Below are 14,940 nucleotides of genomic sequence, written 5' to 3' on the forward strand. Positions count from 1 at the left end.
GAATAATCTCACCGAGGAGCCTGCCCCATGCTGCCTTCGTCCCGCGGCACGTACGCCAATGCCGCACACGCCCATCGCCAACGTTGGCGTGGTCGGATCGGCTTGATGCTGGTGGCCAGTCTTTCGGTGCTGGCAGGCATGACCGATGCTGTCGGTTTCATGGCCAGCGGGGATTTTGTGTCGTTCATGAGCGGCAACACCACGCGTCTGGCCGTGGCAATGGGCGCCGGTGACCTTGGCTTGACCGGACGCCTGTTGTTGTTGGTCGTGACGTTCGTCATCGGCAACGCTTTGGGTGTCGTGGTCAGCCGCCTCAGCCGCCGGCACGCCATGCCCTTGTTGTTGTGCATCGCCGCTCTGTTGAGCAGTGCCGGCTTGTGGCCTTTCGCCGAGACGCTACCGGCGTTACTGGCGGCGATCATCGCCATGGGCATGCTCAACGCGGCGGTAGAAGAGGTCAATGGCCTGCCCGTCGGGCTGACGTATGTAACGGGAGCGCTGTCACGCTTTGGCCGTGGGCTGGGGCGCTGGCTGCTGGGCGAACGACGCAACGGGTGGCGGGTACAGTTGATCCCGTGGGCCGGGATGTTTGTGGGAGCGGTGATTGGCGCCGTATTGGAACATCAGTGGGGGCTGAAGGCGCTGCTGGTCAGTGGCGCATTGGCGGCATTGCTGGGTCTGGTATCGCTGAAGATTCCGCGGCGCTGGCACCTGGGCTATATGCCGCGATAGCGGGAAGAGGAGCTCGCTCGACGTTTCGGCCTCGACATCCGTGTACCGGTAAAGAGCCATCACGTCGAGCGAGCGGATGAATCATAAGCCAATGCTCGGCGGCTGTCGCGCCGGGCATTTCCGAATAATGCTAAGGCAGGGGATTACAGACAGGTCGCGAGCGCGGCCTGGCGACGCTTGGCAGGCATCGAATCCTGGGCGGCATAGTAGTTGACGGTGGAGCCGGCACCCGCAGCGCGCACATCTACGAAATAGGCGCCATCGGTGGTGTACACCGTGAAACCACCCGACTCCAGCGGTTCCTTGAAGCCACCGGCGTCAACGCCGAACACCGCCTCGTCCTGCCAGCCGAACTGCACGCATTGGGCAACCACCAGTGGGGCCTTGTCCGACGCCAGGGTCTTATAGGGCTGACCTGCACGCGCTTCTTTCATCTTCGCGCCCGCGCAACCGGACAGCGCCGCCACCATCATGACGCCCATTACTACGTTACGCATGCCATCGCCTCCTTGGAAAAACCGCGACTGTACCATCGCCGCAGGCTTAACTGACGCGCGCATGAACTTTGTTTCACGGTAAAAGCAAAATGCGCCGTTTATAGTGACCAGGCTCATTTTTAAGAAGTCTCCCTTCGGCCCGCCCTCCCGCGGGCTTTTTTTACTTGTGCGTCAGAAGAACCAGCGGAACAGATAGAACAGCGCCATGCTCAGCAGCACCGTAATCAGCACGCTGCGCGTCCAGAACATCAGCGCCACCGCGCAGACACCCGCGAGCAGGTAAGGGTTGGTCGGGCTCAGGTTGAGCCGATGATCCGCCAGAAAAATGATCGGCCCACAAATGGCCGTTAGCATGCCCGGCACCGCAAACCCCAGGAACTCCCGGGCGCCGCGGTTAAGGCGCACCGGCAGGCGCGGCTCGATAAACAGGTAGCGGTTGAGAAATACCACCAGGCCCATGGTCACTATCATGATGTAGATCATGCTTGTCCCACTCCCAGCCGCTTGCACGCATAGCCTGCACTCATCCCCAACAAGCCGGACACCACCACGGCCGACTCCCAATGCAAAAAGCTCAGCCATACCGAGCACAACAGGGAAATCGCCACACACACCACCGTCGGCACATCGCGCACCACCGGCGTGATCAAGGCAATGAAGGTGGCCGCAATGGAAAACTCCAAGCCCAGTTGATCAAGCCCGGGAATACTTTTGCCCAGCACGATGCCGGCCAGGGTAAAGAGGTTCCAGGCGATATAAAACGTCAGGCCGACGCCCAGGGCGTACCAGCGGTTGAACGTCTCACGGTCATAGTGGTTGACCAGGGCGAAGAATTCATCGGTCAGCAGGAACCCCAGGCTGATGCGCCAGCGGGTGTTGAGCGAGGACAGTGTCGGGCGCATGTGCATGCCATACAGCAAGTGCTGGGACGTCAGCAGCAGCGTGGTCAGGACGATAGAAATCAGGCTCGCGCCGCTCTTGACCATACCGATCGCCACCAGTTGTGCGGCACCGGCGAAGACAATAGCGGACAAACCCTGCGCTTGCAGCGGCGTGAACTGCGCGTCGATTGCCATGGAGCCGGCGAGCAGCCCCCACGGCGCACAGGCCAGGGATAAAGGAATAACGGCGATTGCACCGCGGGCGAAGGCGTAATGAGGTAAGGCGGCAGGCATGGAAAGGGCTCATCGACAAACATCCGACAAGCATGCCAGCGTCACACAGGGGTTGTCTTGAACGATCTTGCTCAGGCGAGCTTCACCGACACCTGCTCTACCGAGTCCCGCGCTTCGCGCAGTTCATAGGCGTCCTGGTTGAGCCGGTGAATCGTATTGAGCAGGCGTTGGCGCAGCACCTCATCGCCGAGTTTTTCGACGGCACGCATCAGGTCAAACGCCGCGGTTTCGTTATTGTCCGCGACGGAATCGAGGGTCTTGCGCAGGTTACGAGTGGCACGGGTCACGCGGGATCTTCCTTCATCAGCAATGGGCAGGCACTTTAGGACATTCATGTTTCATTTTAATTTCAAACACTTGTGGTCGATTGCGGTGGATTTGATCCACGTCAATGGTTTCAGGGTTTGACCTTGCACAGGGAATAGCTGTCGGTCTGAACGCGCCTGTTTTTTAAGCCCCTGGTCACGCCAGACCGCATCTGCCGCCCTGTTCAAGCACTTGCCTGACACGCCCCAGGCGCTGTTGGCGTAATTGTTCCTGCGCGACGGCGAACTTTTCCCCACGCGAACTGATCCATGCCTTGGATTACAAACCGCCATGGTTGCACAGCAACGCACGGCGCCTGGATACAATAGGCCAAATACCACAACAGGCCGGCACCTGCTGCTGAGCCATCGGAGCTTTTATTCATGCTTGTCGCCGTTGCGATCTTTCTCTTCACCATCGTTCTGGTCATCTGGCAGCCCAAAGGTCTGGGCGTCGGCTGGAGCGCTACAATGGGCGCGATCCTGGCCCTGGCCTGCGGGGTGATCAGCCTGGCGGACATCCCGGTGGTGTGGCACATCATCTGGAACGCCACCGGTACGTTTGTGGCACTGATCATCATCAGCCTGTTGCTCGACGAGGCCGGTTTCTTTGCCTGGACAGCACTGCACGTGGCGCGCTGGGGCCGTGGGCGCGGGCGGCGGTTGTTTGCCTATATGGTGCTGCTCGGTGCGCTCGTATCGGCGCTGTTTGCCAACGACGGCGCGGCACTGATCCTCACGCCTATCGTGATGTCGATGCTGCTGGCGTTGCGTTTTTCTCCGGCGGCGACCCTTGCCTTCGTCATCGGCGCCGGGTTTATCGCGGACACGGCCAGCCTGCCGCTGGTGGTGTCGAACCTGGTGAACATCGTCTCGGCGGATTACTTCAAGATCGGCTTCAACGCATACGCCGCCGTCATGGTGCCAGTGAACCTGGTCAGCGTCGCGGCGACGCTGGCGGTGCTGCTGTGGTTCTTCCGGCGCGATATTCCACAGGCCTACGACCCGGCCGACCTGGAAGACCCGGCAAAAGCCGTCCACGATCGTGCGACCTTTCGCGCCGGGTGGTGGGTACTCGGTATTTTGCTGATCGGTTGCTTTGCCCTGGAGCCACTGGGCATTCCCATTAGTGCGATTTCCGCCGCATGCGCCGTGCTTCTGCTGGTCATCGCTGCCAAAGGCCACAAGATCTCCACGCGCAAGGTGCTCAAAGAAGCCCCCTGGCAGATCGTGATTTTTTCCCTGGGCATGTACCTGGTGGTCTACGGGCTGCGCAATGCCGGCCTTACCACCTACCTGGCGACCTGGCTGGACAGCTTCGCCACCTACGGTGTGTGGGGCGCGGCGATGGGCACCGGCGTGCTCACCGCGCTGCTGTCGTCGGTCATGAACAACTTGCCGACGGTGTTGATCGGTGCGCTGTCCATCGAATCCAGCCACGCGGTGGGAGTGATCAAGGACGCGATGATCTACGCCAACGTGATCGGCAGCGACCTGGGCCCGAAAATCACGCCTATCGGCAGCCTGGCCACGTTGTTATGGCTGCATATCCTGGCACGCAAAGGCATCACCATTACCTGGGGTTATTACTTCAAGGTCGGGATCGTGCTGACCCTGCCGGTGCTGCTGATCACCCTGGCCGCCCTCGCCCTGCGCCTGAGTGTCTGAATACTTTCGCAGCCTGGGTCAGCTACGTATGCTAAGGCCACCCAACTGCAGAGCTGACCCGATGAACGCGATGCAACACGCCTGGCTGGGCAACTACGAACTCACCAGTACCAGCTGCACCGGCCTGTCCTTCGCCCGTCACAGTCACGATGAATGCGTGATCGGCGTGAACCTGATCGGCGAAGAGAACGTGTGGCTCGACCGCCGCGAGTTCCAGGCAGGCCCGGGCAGCATCACCCTGTACAACCCGGGCCAGATTCAGGGCGGTGGCGCTGCTGAGGGCGCTCCCTGGCAGTTTGTCAGTGTGTACGCCATGGCCGATCAATTGGCCACCGACCTGGGCCTGGCACAGCTGGAGTTTGATCGTGCACTGTGTTTTCAACCGGAGCTGGCGCAACGCCTCGCGACGACGGTGAAAGGCGCATTGAGTCGCGATGCCTTGGTCCGTGAACTCAATGAAGAAGCGCTGGTACTACTGCTTGGCGAGGTGGTGGGTTGCAGCGGTGTGCGCCTCCCAGGAAGTGCACCGGCAGGGAAACGCATGATCAGCCGCGCACAGGAGTTGCTCGCTGCGCAACTTCATCAGACGCTGCCTCTGGAACACCTTGGCGATGAGTTGGGACTGTCCAGATTTCATCTCTTGCGCGTGTTCCAGAAAGAGACAGGCCTTAGTCCGCGACAATGGGCCATGCAACTTCGCACCCGGCGCGCCAAAGGTCTGCTGCGCATGGGGCTGCAACCCTGTGAAGTGGCCCAGGACCTGGGTTTTGCCGACCAGAGCCACCTCAATCGGCATTTCCGCGCCGCCTACGGTATCACCCCCGGCCGCTATCAAAACCTGTTGCAGCGCTGAAATCGCAATCTGGTCCAAGACGATAGTTTCCATCCGCTTGCATACTGCCTGCCATCGCTCAATGGAAAGCAGGCATGTTGACTAACGCCAGTCAGTTAAGGGTAAACGCTGTATGTGTGGCGAGGGAGCTTGCTCCCGTTGGGCCGCGAAGCGGCCCCGCTCTTTGCTTACAAAGCATGGGACTGCTGCGCAGTCCAACGGGAGCTAGCTCCCTCGCCACAGGTTACTTTTTAGCCTTTCTCCTTCTTAGCTGACTGGCATCAGGCATGTTGACGATCTTTTTTTACGCACTGGTATTCGGTTTTGTGTTTTGCCTCTCACCCGGCGCAGTGCTCGCAGAGACGTTGCGCCGGGGTTTGCTCCAGGGTTTCACTCCGGCCCTGCTCGTTCAGTTCGGCTCTTTGGTAGGCGATGCCGTGTGGGCTGTGATCGGCCTGACCGATATCGCCGTGCTGATCCAGCATGATGCTGTGCGCGTACCGCTGACCGTGCTCTGCGCGCTGTACCTGGCCTGGCTGGGTGTGCGCGGCCTGATGGACGCCTGGCACCTGCCGCAAGCGCAAGCTGCGCCAGCTCGCTCCGGGCAGAATGCGCTGGCGGTAGGCGCCGCCATCTCCCTGGCCAACCCGAAGAACATTGTGTATTGGGGCGCCCTTGGCAGTGCACTGTCCGGGATCGTCGGCGCCACACCCACTTTTGGGCAGACCCTGATGTTTTTTGCCGGTTTCATGCTGGCCTCGGTGCTGTCGTGCTTTGTGGTGGCTACGCTGGTCAGCCTGTTGCGCAAGAACGCATCGACGCGCCTGCAACGCTTCAGTTATGGCGCCTGCGGGTTGGTACTGTTGTATCTCGCCTACCTCGCCGCACTTGGCGTATGAAGTTATATATGTCGCAACTTCCCCATGCCTCTTATCTGAATAAACTCTGAACGCCGGGTCATTTAATTAATCATGCGTTGACATTTTGTAACTGGCTGAGTAGATTGCCCCTGCCCGCAACTGGGGCCTTTTTTAAACCTCACAAAAGAAGCCAATGGACACAGTATCTAGTCGCTGTCCGAGCACCGCCTCTGCGGGCATCGGACGCCAAACCCAGAATATGACAGGACTCGCCTCCCCGGTCCGGTAAGCTGCGCTAGAGCTTGATGCTCCACCGTAACTGCCTCGCCGGTCGCCCGTCCGGTCCCGAGGTGTGTTATGACCCTTCAACCCTTTGTTTTGCCTGATATCCGCTCGCTGGCCTCGGCCCTGCGCGCCAAGCTATGCCGCGTGCCCGCAGGTTTCCCGGCTGCTCGTTCGGCCTTTGCTGCTCCCTCCTCCTCCCCTGTACGCCCGGCTCCGATGCTGGCGCATTGGCGTGTCTGCCCAACCACTGGCCAATTGGTCCAGCACTGGGATCACGCCGACCCTCAAGACCCGCAGAGACGGAGCGTTTCCAGCCTCGTTCAAGCGAGCCTGATGCTTAGCCTCTATGTGAGTGCTCGCGCAGCCTGAGCCTGCTGGAAACCACAACTTTCCCGATTAACCGTCTGGAGTTCTTTATGAACAAGTCCAGTAGTAGCCCGCTGCGCGTTAGTTAATTAACGCGCACTAAGCGGGCCCTCTAAAAGTTATCAAGCACTTTATTTAAACCGATCGCGAAGTCCGCGGCTCGGCATGCTTTCGCTCGCCTGCAATCAGGTAAGTACCGGGTATGTTTTGTCGAGAATTGGCGACAGGAGTACAGACAATGAGCGCCGTAAAAAACACGCCTCTGCACAAGAAAAATGGCACCGCAACCGACACCAAACTGTCGATGCGTGCCGCCCGCGAAGCCCAGAACGGCCTGTCGGCCACCCTCGCCAATGTACGGGCAACCCAGGATGGCCTGACCGAACTGGATGCCTCGGCACGTCTACAGCGCGAAGGCTACAACGAGGTGGCCCATGACAAGCCGCCTCACGCCATCGTCCAGTTCCTGCAGGCACTGAACAACCCTTTCATCTATGTACTGCTGACCCTGGGCGGCATCAGCTTTGTCACCGACTGCTGGTTACCGATGCAGGCCGGCGAAGAAGCCGACCCGACCAAGGTCATCATTATTATGACCATGGTATTGCTCAGCAGCCTGCTGCGCTTCTGGCAGGAGCACCGCTCGGCCAAGTCCGCCGAAGCGCTCAAGGCGATGGTACGCACCACCGCCACCGTGCTGCGCCGCGAGCAAGTGGGCGCCCAGCCCACCCTGCGCGAAGTGCCGATGCGCGAGCTGGTGGCCGGCGATATCGTGCAGTTGTCGGCCGGCGACATGATCCCGGCAGATATTCGCCTGATCGAATCCCGCGACCTGTTTATCAGCCAGGCGGTGTTGACCGGTGAAGCGTTGCCGGTGGAGAAATACGACACCCTGGGGGATGTGGCGCAGAAGTCAGCGTCCTCGTTGGCGGCCGATCAGGGGAACCTGCTGGACCTGCCAAACATCTGCTTCATGGGCACCAACGTCGTCAGCGGCCGCGCCAAGGCCGTGGTGGTCGCAACCGGGCCGCGAACGTACTTCGGTTCCCTGGCCAAAGCGATTGTCGGCTCCCGCGTGCAAACGGCCTTCGACCGTGGGGTGAACAGCGTCAGCTGGCTGCTGATCCGCTTCATGCTGGTGATGGTGCCGATCGTGTTCCTGCTCAACGGTTTCTCCAAAGGCGATTGGGGCGACGCGTTCCTGTTTGCCTTGGCGGTTGCCGTCGGCCTCACCCCGGAAATGCTGCCGATGATCGTCAGCGCCAACCTGGCCAAAGGCGCCACGGCCATGGCCAAGCGCAAAGTGGTGGTCAAGCGCCTGAATGCAATCCAGAACTTCGGTTCGATGGACGTGCTGTGCACCGACAAGACCGGCACCCTGACCCAGGACAAAATCATCCTCGAACACCACGTCAACGCCTTTGGCCAACGTGACGACGCGGTGCTGTCCCTGGCCTGGCTCAACAGTTTTCACCAGAGCGGCATGAAGAACCTGATGGACCAGGCCGTGGTGCAGTTCGCCGAGCAGAACCCCAAGTTCCAGGTGCCGTTTGCCTACAGCAAAGTGGATGAATTGCCCTTCGACTTTGTACGCCGTCGTCTGTCGATCGTGGTCAAGGATGCCGCCGGCGACCAGTTGCTGGTGTGCAAGGGCGCCGTGGAAGAGATGCTGAGCATTTCCACCCATGTGATGGAAGGCAGCGATGCCGTGCCACTCGATGACCGTCGCCGCGAAGAGCTGCTGGCGCTGGCCAACGATTACAACGAGGACGGCTTCCGCGTACTGGTGCTGGCGACTCGCAACATCCCCAAATCCCTGGCGCGCCAGCAGTACACCACCACCGACGAACGCAACCTGGTGATCCAGGGTTTCCTGACCTTCCTTGATCCACCGAAGGAAACCGCAGGCCCGGCAATTGCCGCACTGCAAGAAATTGGCGTGGCCGTAAAAGTGCTGACTGGCGACAACGCCGTGGTGACCGCCAAGATCTGCCGCCAGGTCGGCCTCGAACCCGGCCAGCCGCTGCTGGGCGTGGAAATCGAAGCGATGGACGACGCCACCCTGCTGCGCCGCGTGGAAGAACGCACGGTGTTTGCCAAGCTGACGCCGCTGCAGAAATCCCGGGTTCTCAAGGCCCTGCAAGCCAACGGCCACACCGTGGGCTTCCTGGGTGACGGTATCAACGATGCGCCGGCGCTGCGCGATGCCGACGTGGGTATTTCGGTCGACACCGCCACCGATATCGCCAAGGAATCGGCCGACATCATCCTCTTGGAAAAGAGCCTGATGGTGCTGGAAGAAGGTGTGCTCAAGGGCCGCGAAACCTTCGGCAATATCATGAAGTACCTGAACATGACCGCCAGCTCCAACTTCGGCAACGTGTTCTCGGTGCTGGTGGCCAGTGCGTTCATTCCGTTCATGCCGATGCTGGCGATCCACCTGCTGTTGCAAAACCTGATGTACGACATCTCTCAGTTGGCCCTGCCGTGGGACAAGATGGACAAGGAATACCTGGCCAAACCTCGCAAGTGGGATGCGAAAAACATCGGCCGCTTCATGATCTGGATCGGGCCGACCTCGTCGATCTTCGACATCACCACCTTTGCCCTGATGTGGTACGTGTTCAGCGCCAACAGTGTGGAAATGCAGACCCTGTTCCAGTCCGGCTGGTTCATCGAGGGGCTGCTCTCGCAAACCCTGGTGGTGCATATGTTGCGCACTCGCAAGATTCCGTTCTTCCAGAGCACGGCGGCCTGGCCGGTGCTGATGATGACCTGCGTGGTGATCGCCCTGGGGATCTACGTGCCGTTCTCGCCGCTGGGCACCCTGGTGGGCCTGGAACCGCTGCCGCTGGCGTACTTCCCATGGCTGGTCGGCACCCTGCTCGCCTACTGCTGCGTGGCCCAACTGATGAAAACGATCTACATCCGCCGCTTCAAGCAGTGGTACTGATCGCTCCCGCCATTTAAACGGTGGCGACCGCCCGGTCGCCACCGCGCCTCACAAGGATTCGAACATGCGCGTCTTGATCTGTGCAGGTCGTCATTACGCCGACACCAAAAAGTCCCGCCAAGTGCTGGACGCTTACCACCGCCTGCGCCCGATGCAGGTATTGATTCACGGCGGCAACCAGTTCCTCGGCAGTGACATCGAGGAGTGGGCGCGGGAAATCGGCATCGACGTGGTGCGTTACCCGCCCAACTGGCAACGCCATGGCAAACAGGCGGAACGCCAACGCAATCATTTCATGCTGACCGACAGCCGGCCCGACGTGGTCATCGCCCTGCCGGGCGGTGACGACACCTCGGAACTGGTCTGCCAGGCCAAAGCCAGCGGCATTTCGGTGCTGACCGTAGAAAGCTGAATTCAAGCGAGGTGCATCATGCACAAAAAACACACCCCTCATCGTCCTGATGGGTTTGCCAAATATCGCGCACGCCACTATCGGGGGGCTCGTCATACGCTATTGCTGTTACCGCCGGCCAAGCGCCGCGCATTGCAACGCAACCTGATCTTCATTGGCGCAACCCTGGGCCTTGTTTTGCTCATCGCGCTGTTTTCCAAAGCCCAGGCAGCCGGTGGTGCCTACGTGGTCGACGACGGCGCGGTGAACGATCCGGGAACGTGCAATGTCGATGCCTGGTACACCGCCAATCGGCACCAAGGCAACATTCATAACGAAACCCTGAATCCGGCCTGCACATTCAGCGCACTGCCTGCGGTGCAATGGAGTGCGGCGCTTTCCCGCGCCAGCGATGCGGGAGATGCCGAAACGCAGGTCAGCCCGCAGGTCAAAGCGCAAGTGTGGTCACGGCAAGATCTGGGATTGCAACTGGCCGTTTCCGCCACCAGCCACTTTGCACTCGACCGCAGCCACGCCTTCGACGGCGCCGACTTCAACGTGCCACTGACCTGGCAACCCGTTGAAGCGCTGCGCTTGAACGTCAATGGCGGCTGGACCCATGCCTATAACGGCGGCGAACAGCGTCACCGGCTGACATGGGGCACAGGCTTCGAATACCAGGTAGCCAATGCGCTCACGCTGATCGCTGAACGCTACGGCCAGGAGGGTGGCGACCAGGCCTGGCAGGCCGGGCCACGCTTTCACGTGGGTGAGCTGGTCGAGATAGACCTGGTGGTTGGGCAAAACCTCACCGGTGATCACAACTCATGGTTGACCACCGGCGCCACCGTGCGTTTTTAAGCCTTGGCCTGCTGTTCCAAGTGCAGTTGCAACTGCGGGTCGATTTGCAACTGCGCTGCCAGCTCATCCAGGTAATTGCGCTCGGCGTCTTGTTGATCGTTGACCAGCATCACGCTGGCCAGATAGATCTCCGACGCCAGTGCCGGGTCACCGGCATATTCGGCAAAATCTACGGCATTCAATGGCTTGGCGACTTCGGCGTCGAGCCATTGTTGCAGTTGAGGGTCATCCGTATGACGGCCTATCTCGGCGGAGATCATCTGCCGCTCCTGCTCATCGATCTTGCCGTCGGCCTTGGCTGCCGCGATCAGCGCGCGCAACACGGCGTGGCTATGGGCTTCGGCATCCGCCCCGTCGAGTTGGTCGACGGTCTGGATCGCCTGTTGCGGCGCAGTGGCCTGTTGGCGCTGCCAAGCCTGATACGCCTGGAACGCCGCCATCCCCAACGACGCCAGGGCCGCGTAGTTCACCCCACCGGAACGCTGCTGCGTTGCGTTGCCCGCAGGAGCACCGCCCAACAAACCACCGAGACCGCCAAGCAATCCGCCCAACCCGCCACCCGCCGAAGCAGCATTACCCGTGCCGTTGAGTAACCCACCGAGCAACCCGCCCAGGCCACCGCTTGAAGCGCTGCCGTTTTGCTGTCCCGCGCGCAGCAGTTGTTCCAGTAGATCGCTGGTGTTCATGATGTCGCCCTCCCAGGGCGCGATATTGGGGTCCAACAACCATAGCCCTCCCGTGCCGGAATACCAAGACCGCCGAGCAGGTACGCCTTATGATGGCGCCATCGCGCCGTTGAAGGAGAAAACCGGTGAACCGTATCGAGCACATTGCACTGATGGCGAGCTACAACCAGTGGATGAACCAGAAGGTCTATGCCGCTGCCGGCCAATTGACAGACGCCGCGTTAAGCGCGGATCGGCAAGCGTTTTTCGGCTCGATCCTCGGCACCCTGAATCACCTTGCACTGGGCGATACGGTCTGGCTCAAGCGCTTTGCCCTGCACCCGGCAGGCTTTGCCGCGTTGGCGCCCTTGAGTGCGATCGCAACACCCACCAACCTCAAGCAACTGGCGTTCGCCGATATCCGTGAGCTTTCGGCCCGACGCGCCTGGCTGGATCAACTGATCATCGATTGGGCCAACACGTTGTGTGAGCCTGACCTGGACCATCGCCTGCAGTACCACAACATGCGCGGCATGCCTGCCGACAAGCCGTTCTTCAGCTTGCTGCTGCACTTTTTCAATCACCAGACCCATCATCGGGGCCAGGCAACCACGCTGCTGACCCAGGCCGGCGTGGACGTCGGCGATACGGATCTATTGGCGCTGATTGACTGAAACGAACTCGGCGTAAGCCTGCAACAAGCGGGGGAAGTCCTGGGGCTGCGGCAATTGTGCAAAGCTCTCGACCGCGGGCGTGGAGGCCCAGGGAAGTTTTTCGCTGGTCCAGGTTTCCATAAAAGGTACGTAACCCGCCGCGTTATCCAGCAACGTGGCGCGCACGTTGACGAACTCGTCGATGCCGTGGGGGCGTGTAAAGAGCCAGCTCATGCAATGGGGGCAGTAATAGTGGCGGTCCACACCATGCAGCCCACCGACAACCGGGCAGCCTTGGGTCACGGTGAATCCGCTGGCGGGAATCAAGGCGCTTAGGGAAAACGCGCTGGCGGTCATTTTCTGGCAACCGCTGCAATGGCAGGCCATGGTGATCACCTCGGGCAAGCTGACACTGAAGCGCACCCGGTTACAGCGGCAACTGCCCTCCAGTGGCTGGTTTTCGACGCTCATCATGCATTCCTTTTTATGATTGTTGACGCCACAGGGTAGCGTGAAGCGGGCGATGAGAAAACCGAGCCCTGCCTCGCCGGCAATGCCAAGCCGCACATCGCCGGCGACTGCCGCAGGGTCCGGCAAGTATCACTTCACTTTACTGGCCAGGTTGTCGACTGTGCGTTTCAGGTCGTCGAGAGTGCGCTTCTGATCTTCAAGGCTACGCTTCTGATCGCTGGCGTCGCTCTTGAGCCGCGACAGCTCGCTGGAGCTTGAATTGGAGCTGGAGTTGCGCTTCAATTCCTCCACTTCGCTCCTGAGCTTGTCGATGGTGCTCTTCTGATCCGCGACAGTTCGCTTCAAATCAGACAACTGGCTGTCACTGGAGCTGGAACCATCCTTACGCTTGAAATCTTCAAAATAGCGCGCCTGTTCGTCCAGCTTGCTTTTCAAACGCTGAAGCTCTTCCTCCTGGTTTTTCTGATCACTCTGCAGGCGCTCGATATCGCTCACCGTAAAATTGCTCGCCGCCAATACCTGCTCCTGACCGGCCCCTGCAGAACTGGTGGCAAGCCTGTCACTCGGCGAGGAGCCAAATCCACTCCATTCAAAGCCATCCCCCGCCTGCGCTGCACCTATGCCACCCACCGCTAGCAACCCCATGACACTTGCCACACTGATCCAAGAAGGCTTACGCGCATTGAACATTAACTGATTCCTTTCCAGAATGCCGGGATGGCATATCGCTATGACTGCGCTTTCAGAATCTTGTTCCCGCCACTCCAAAACCCTCGGAAAGTGCCGCATCGATCTTTGTAGACTACTGATCTCACAAGCTTTTTTAACCCGGCTTTTAAGTAAGAACCTTGCACCAATGCGCCAGGCTCTATATATTCCCAACCCTGCTACACCGCGCTACCGCCCGAATGGCGAAACTGGTAGACGCATGGGACTTAAAATCCCCCGCTCGTAAGGGCGTCCCGGTTCGATTCCGGGTTCGGGCACCATAGATATCAAGGGCTTGCATGATAAACTTCATGCAGGCCCTTATCTTTTTTGTTCCGCAATTCTGATACCTGTTCCGCAATTCCCGCCCACGGCTTCCTCCGACGAACACCATCCAACACCGCTACGCCCCCTCCCCCTGAATCGCTGTCTGCACCACTCTCGGTAGCCAGGCACTGATGGCTTCAACCAGCTCTTCCTTGCATTCCACCGGTAGCCAATGGCCGCCAGGCAAGCTCTTCACGGTCAGATCTGCGCAGGCCGCACGCATCGGGTCGCCCAACTGATTGCCCTTGATCGTGTTCATCGGGTCGTAATCGCCGTTCACAAACAGCACGGGCACGGACAGGCGGCCGCCATTGGGCGCACGGTGGGCGTAATCGATATTGGCAGCGTCGTTCAAGTACCATGCGCAAGGCGCGCGGAAGCCGTGTTCCTCAAACGCCCGCACCAGTGCGGCGAAGTCTGCCTCGGGCCACAGCGCGAGGTCTGGCCGGGTGGGTGGAGCCCGATGCGCTTCGCCAAATCGCCCTCCTCTGCGGGTCACTTCGGCATTTGCAGCAACCCTGGTGACACTCGCAGGATCGCCTCGTCGATAAATCGATGCCAGCGAATCCGCCTTGCCCGCATCAAGATCAGCGACGGCAGACGCAAAGTGCGTGTTGTAGTAGCGGTAATAGTCCCATTGCCCGTCTGGATACTGATCCGCCGGGTAGATTGCTCGATCAACGAGCGGGACGAGCGTGGGCAATGCGTTCATGGAGGGGAAGTACGGGACCGAAACCAGCACAACACCACGGCTTCGCTGAGGTGCATGAGCGACCAGTTCACCCGCCACAACGCTGCCCCAATCGTGCCCGACCCAGATTGCAGGCATCCCGCCGAGATGGTCATGAAGTTCAACCATGTCTGCGACGATGTTTTCAATGGTGTAGGCATTGACGTCTGCCGGCGCGGAAGAGCGACCATAGCCACGCATGTCAGGAGCAACACAGTGCCAGCCCCGGGCGGCAAACGCTTCCATCTGCGCACGCCAGACCAGACAGAGCTCCGGCCACCCATGCAGAAACATCATCAGAGGCCCATCGGCAGGTCCCGACTCCACATAATGCGTCGTATGACGGGGCTTGCTGAAGATGCGCGAAGTCAGCGTGGAAGTGGACACAGGACCTCCTCAAACGACGTCAACCGATAGAAGCAATGCGACCACAGGCCACTCATACAAAGTAGGCGCTGGCG

17 protein-coding genes and 1 tRNA gene are annotated in these 14,940 nt (G+C 60.1%); 10 read left to right on the forward strand and 8 right to left on the reverse strand.

The features are described from left to right. Positions 1-27: 27 nt before the first annotated feature. Entirely contained in the window at positions 28-732 is a 705-nt protein-coding gene (locus tag M5B97_RS00740; protein ID WP_248730403.1) for a YoaK family protein, read from the forward strand. Between the two features lie 143 nt (positions 733-875). On the opposite strand, the gene M5B97_RS00745 is transcribed toward M5B97_RS00740, so the two are convergent. The 4 genes from M5B97_RS00745 to M5B97_RS00760 form a co-directional block, all read right to left on the reverse strand. Next, entirely contained in the window at positions 876-1,229 is a 354-nt protein-coding gene (locus tag M5B97_RS00745; protein WP_123718452.1) for a hypothetical protein, read from the reverse strand. 171 nt (positions 1,230-1,400) lie between these two features. Beyond that, positions 1,401-1,712, reverse strand: coding sequence for an AzlD domain-containing protein (locus M5B97_RS00750; protein WP_248730404.1), 312 nt, complete (start codon positions 1,710-1,712; stop codon positions 1,401-1,403). Further along, a complete protein-coding gene (locus tag M5B97_RS00755; RefSeq protein ID WP_123718454.1) occupies positions 1,709-2,404 on the reverse strand; it encodes an AzlC family ABC transporter permease in 696 nt (231 codons plus the stop codon). Before M5B97_RS00755 ends, M5B97_RS00750 begins: the two co-directional genes overlap by 4 nt. 71 nt (positions 2,405-2,475) lie before the next feature. Then, a complete protein-coding gene (locus M5B97_RS00760; protein WP_078742613.1) occupies positions 2,476-2,691 on the reverse strand; it encodes a hypothetical protein in 216 nt (71 codons plus the stop codon). A gap of 402 nt (positions 2,692-3,093) precedes the next feature. Here M5B97_RS00760 and M5B97_RS00765 point away from each other — a divergent pair, with 402 nt between their 5' ends. The 7 genes from M5B97_RS00765 (at position 3,094) to M5B97_RS00795 (ending at position 10,925) form a co-directional block, all read left to right on the forward strand. Further along, positions 3,094-4,377 carry an arsenic transporter gene (locus M5B97_RS00765; RefSeq protein WP_248730405.1) on the forward strand — a complete coding sequence of 428 codons (1,284 nt, stop codon included), beginning with the start codon at positions 3,094-3,096 and terminating at the stop codon, positions 4,375-4,377. Positions 4,378-4,438: 61 nt separating this feature from the next. Then, the gene (locus M5B97_RS00770; RefSeq protein WP_248730406.1) at positions 4,439-5,230 is read left to right on the forward strand and encodes an AraC family transcriptional regulator; all 792 of its coding nucleotides are present in this window, start codon (positions 4,439-4,441) and stop codon (positions 5,228-5,230) included. A 266-nt stretch (positions 5,231-5,496) separates the two neighbouring features. Then, on the forward strand, positions 5,497-6,108 hold the full coding sequence (locus tag M5B97_RS00775; RefSeq protein ID WP_248730407.1) for a LysE family transporter: 612 nt from the start codon (positions 5,497-5,499) through the stop codon (positions 6,106-6,108). 318 nt (positions 6,109-6,426) lie between these two features. After that, entirely contained in the window at positions 6,427-6,723 is a 297-nt protein-coding gene (locus M5B97_RS00780) for a hypothetical protein (RefSeq protein ID WP_123718458.1), read from the forward strand. A gap of 235 nt (positions 6,724-6,958) precedes the next feature. After that, positions 6,959-9,673, forward strand: a complete 2,715-nt coding sequence (gene mgtA, locus M5B97_RS00785) for a magnesium-translocating P-type ATPase (protein ID WP_248730408.1) — start codon at positions 6,959-6,961, stop codon at positions 9,671-9,673. A gap of 64 nt (positions 9,674-9,737) precedes the next feature. After that, positions 9,738-10,085, forward strand: coding sequence for a DUF2493 domain-containing protein (locus tag M5B97_RS00790; RefSeq protein ID WP_123718460.1), 348 nt, complete (start codon positions 9,738-9,740; stop codon positions 10,083-10,085). 18 nt (positions 10,086-10,103) lie between these two features. Continuing rightward, entirely contained in the window at positions 10,104-10,925 is an 822-nt protein-coding gene (locus M5B97_RS00795; RefSeq protein WP_248730409.1) for a hypothetical protein, read from the forward strand. Here the strand turns inward: M5B97_RS00795 and M5B97_RS00800 are convergent. Then, positions 10,922-11,611 carry a tellurite resistance TerB family protein gene (locus M5B97_RS00800; protein ID WP_248730410.1) on the reverse strand — a complete coding sequence of 230 codons (690 nt, stop codon included), beginning with the start codon at positions 11,609-11,611 and terminating at the stop codon, positions 10,922-10,924. The genes M5B97_RS00795 and M5B97_RS00800 overlap by 4 nt on opposite strands. A 125-nt stretch (positions 11,612-11,736) precedes the next feature. Here M5B97_RS00800 and M5B97_RS00805 point away from each other — a divergent pair, with 125 nt between their 5' ends. Continuing rightward, the gene (locus tag M5B97_RS00805; protein WP_248730411.1) at positions 11,737-12,264 is read left to right on the forward strand and encodes a DinB family protein; all 528 of its coding nucleotides are present in this window, start codon (positions 11,737-11,739) and stop codon (positions 12,262-12,264) included. On the opposite strand, the gene M5B97_RS00810 is transcribed toward M5B97_RS00805, so the two are convergent. Next, complete coding sequence (locus M5B97_RS00810; protein ID WP_248730412.1) at positions 12,244-12,714, reverse strand: GFA family protein; 471 nt, start codon at positions 12,712-12,714, stop codon at positions 12,244-12,246. The genes M5B97_RS00805 and M5B97_RS00810 overlap by 21 nt on opposite strands. Positions 12,715-12,843: 129 nt before the next feature. Continuing rightward, a complete protein-coding gene (locus M5B97_RS00815) occupies positions 12,844-13,404 on the reverse strand; it encodes a hypothetical protein (RefSeq protein ID WP_248730413.1) in 561 nt (186 codons plus the stop codon). A gap of 212 nt (positions 13,405-13,616) precedes the next feature. Here M5B97_RS00815 and M5B97_RS00820 point away from each other — a divergent pair. Then, positions 13,617-13,703 (forward strand) — tRNA-Leu (locus M5B97_RS00820). Positions 13,704-13,825: 122 nt separating this feature from the next. Here M5B97_RS00820 and M5B97_RS00825 read toward each other — a convergent pair. After that, positions 13,826-14,866 (reverse strand): alpha/beta hydrolase, encoded by a 1,041-nt coding sequence (locus M5B97_RS00825; RefSeq protein ID WP_248730414.1) that lies wholly within the window; start codon positions 14,864-14,866, stop codon positions 13,826-13,828. Positions 14,867-14,940 lie beyond the last annotated feature (74 nt).

The organism is Pseudomonas sp. MWU13-2517 (assembly GCF_023242545.1).
Lineage (GTDB): Bacteria > Pseudomonadota > Gammaproteobacteria > Pseudomonadales > Pseudomonadaceae > Aquipseudomonas.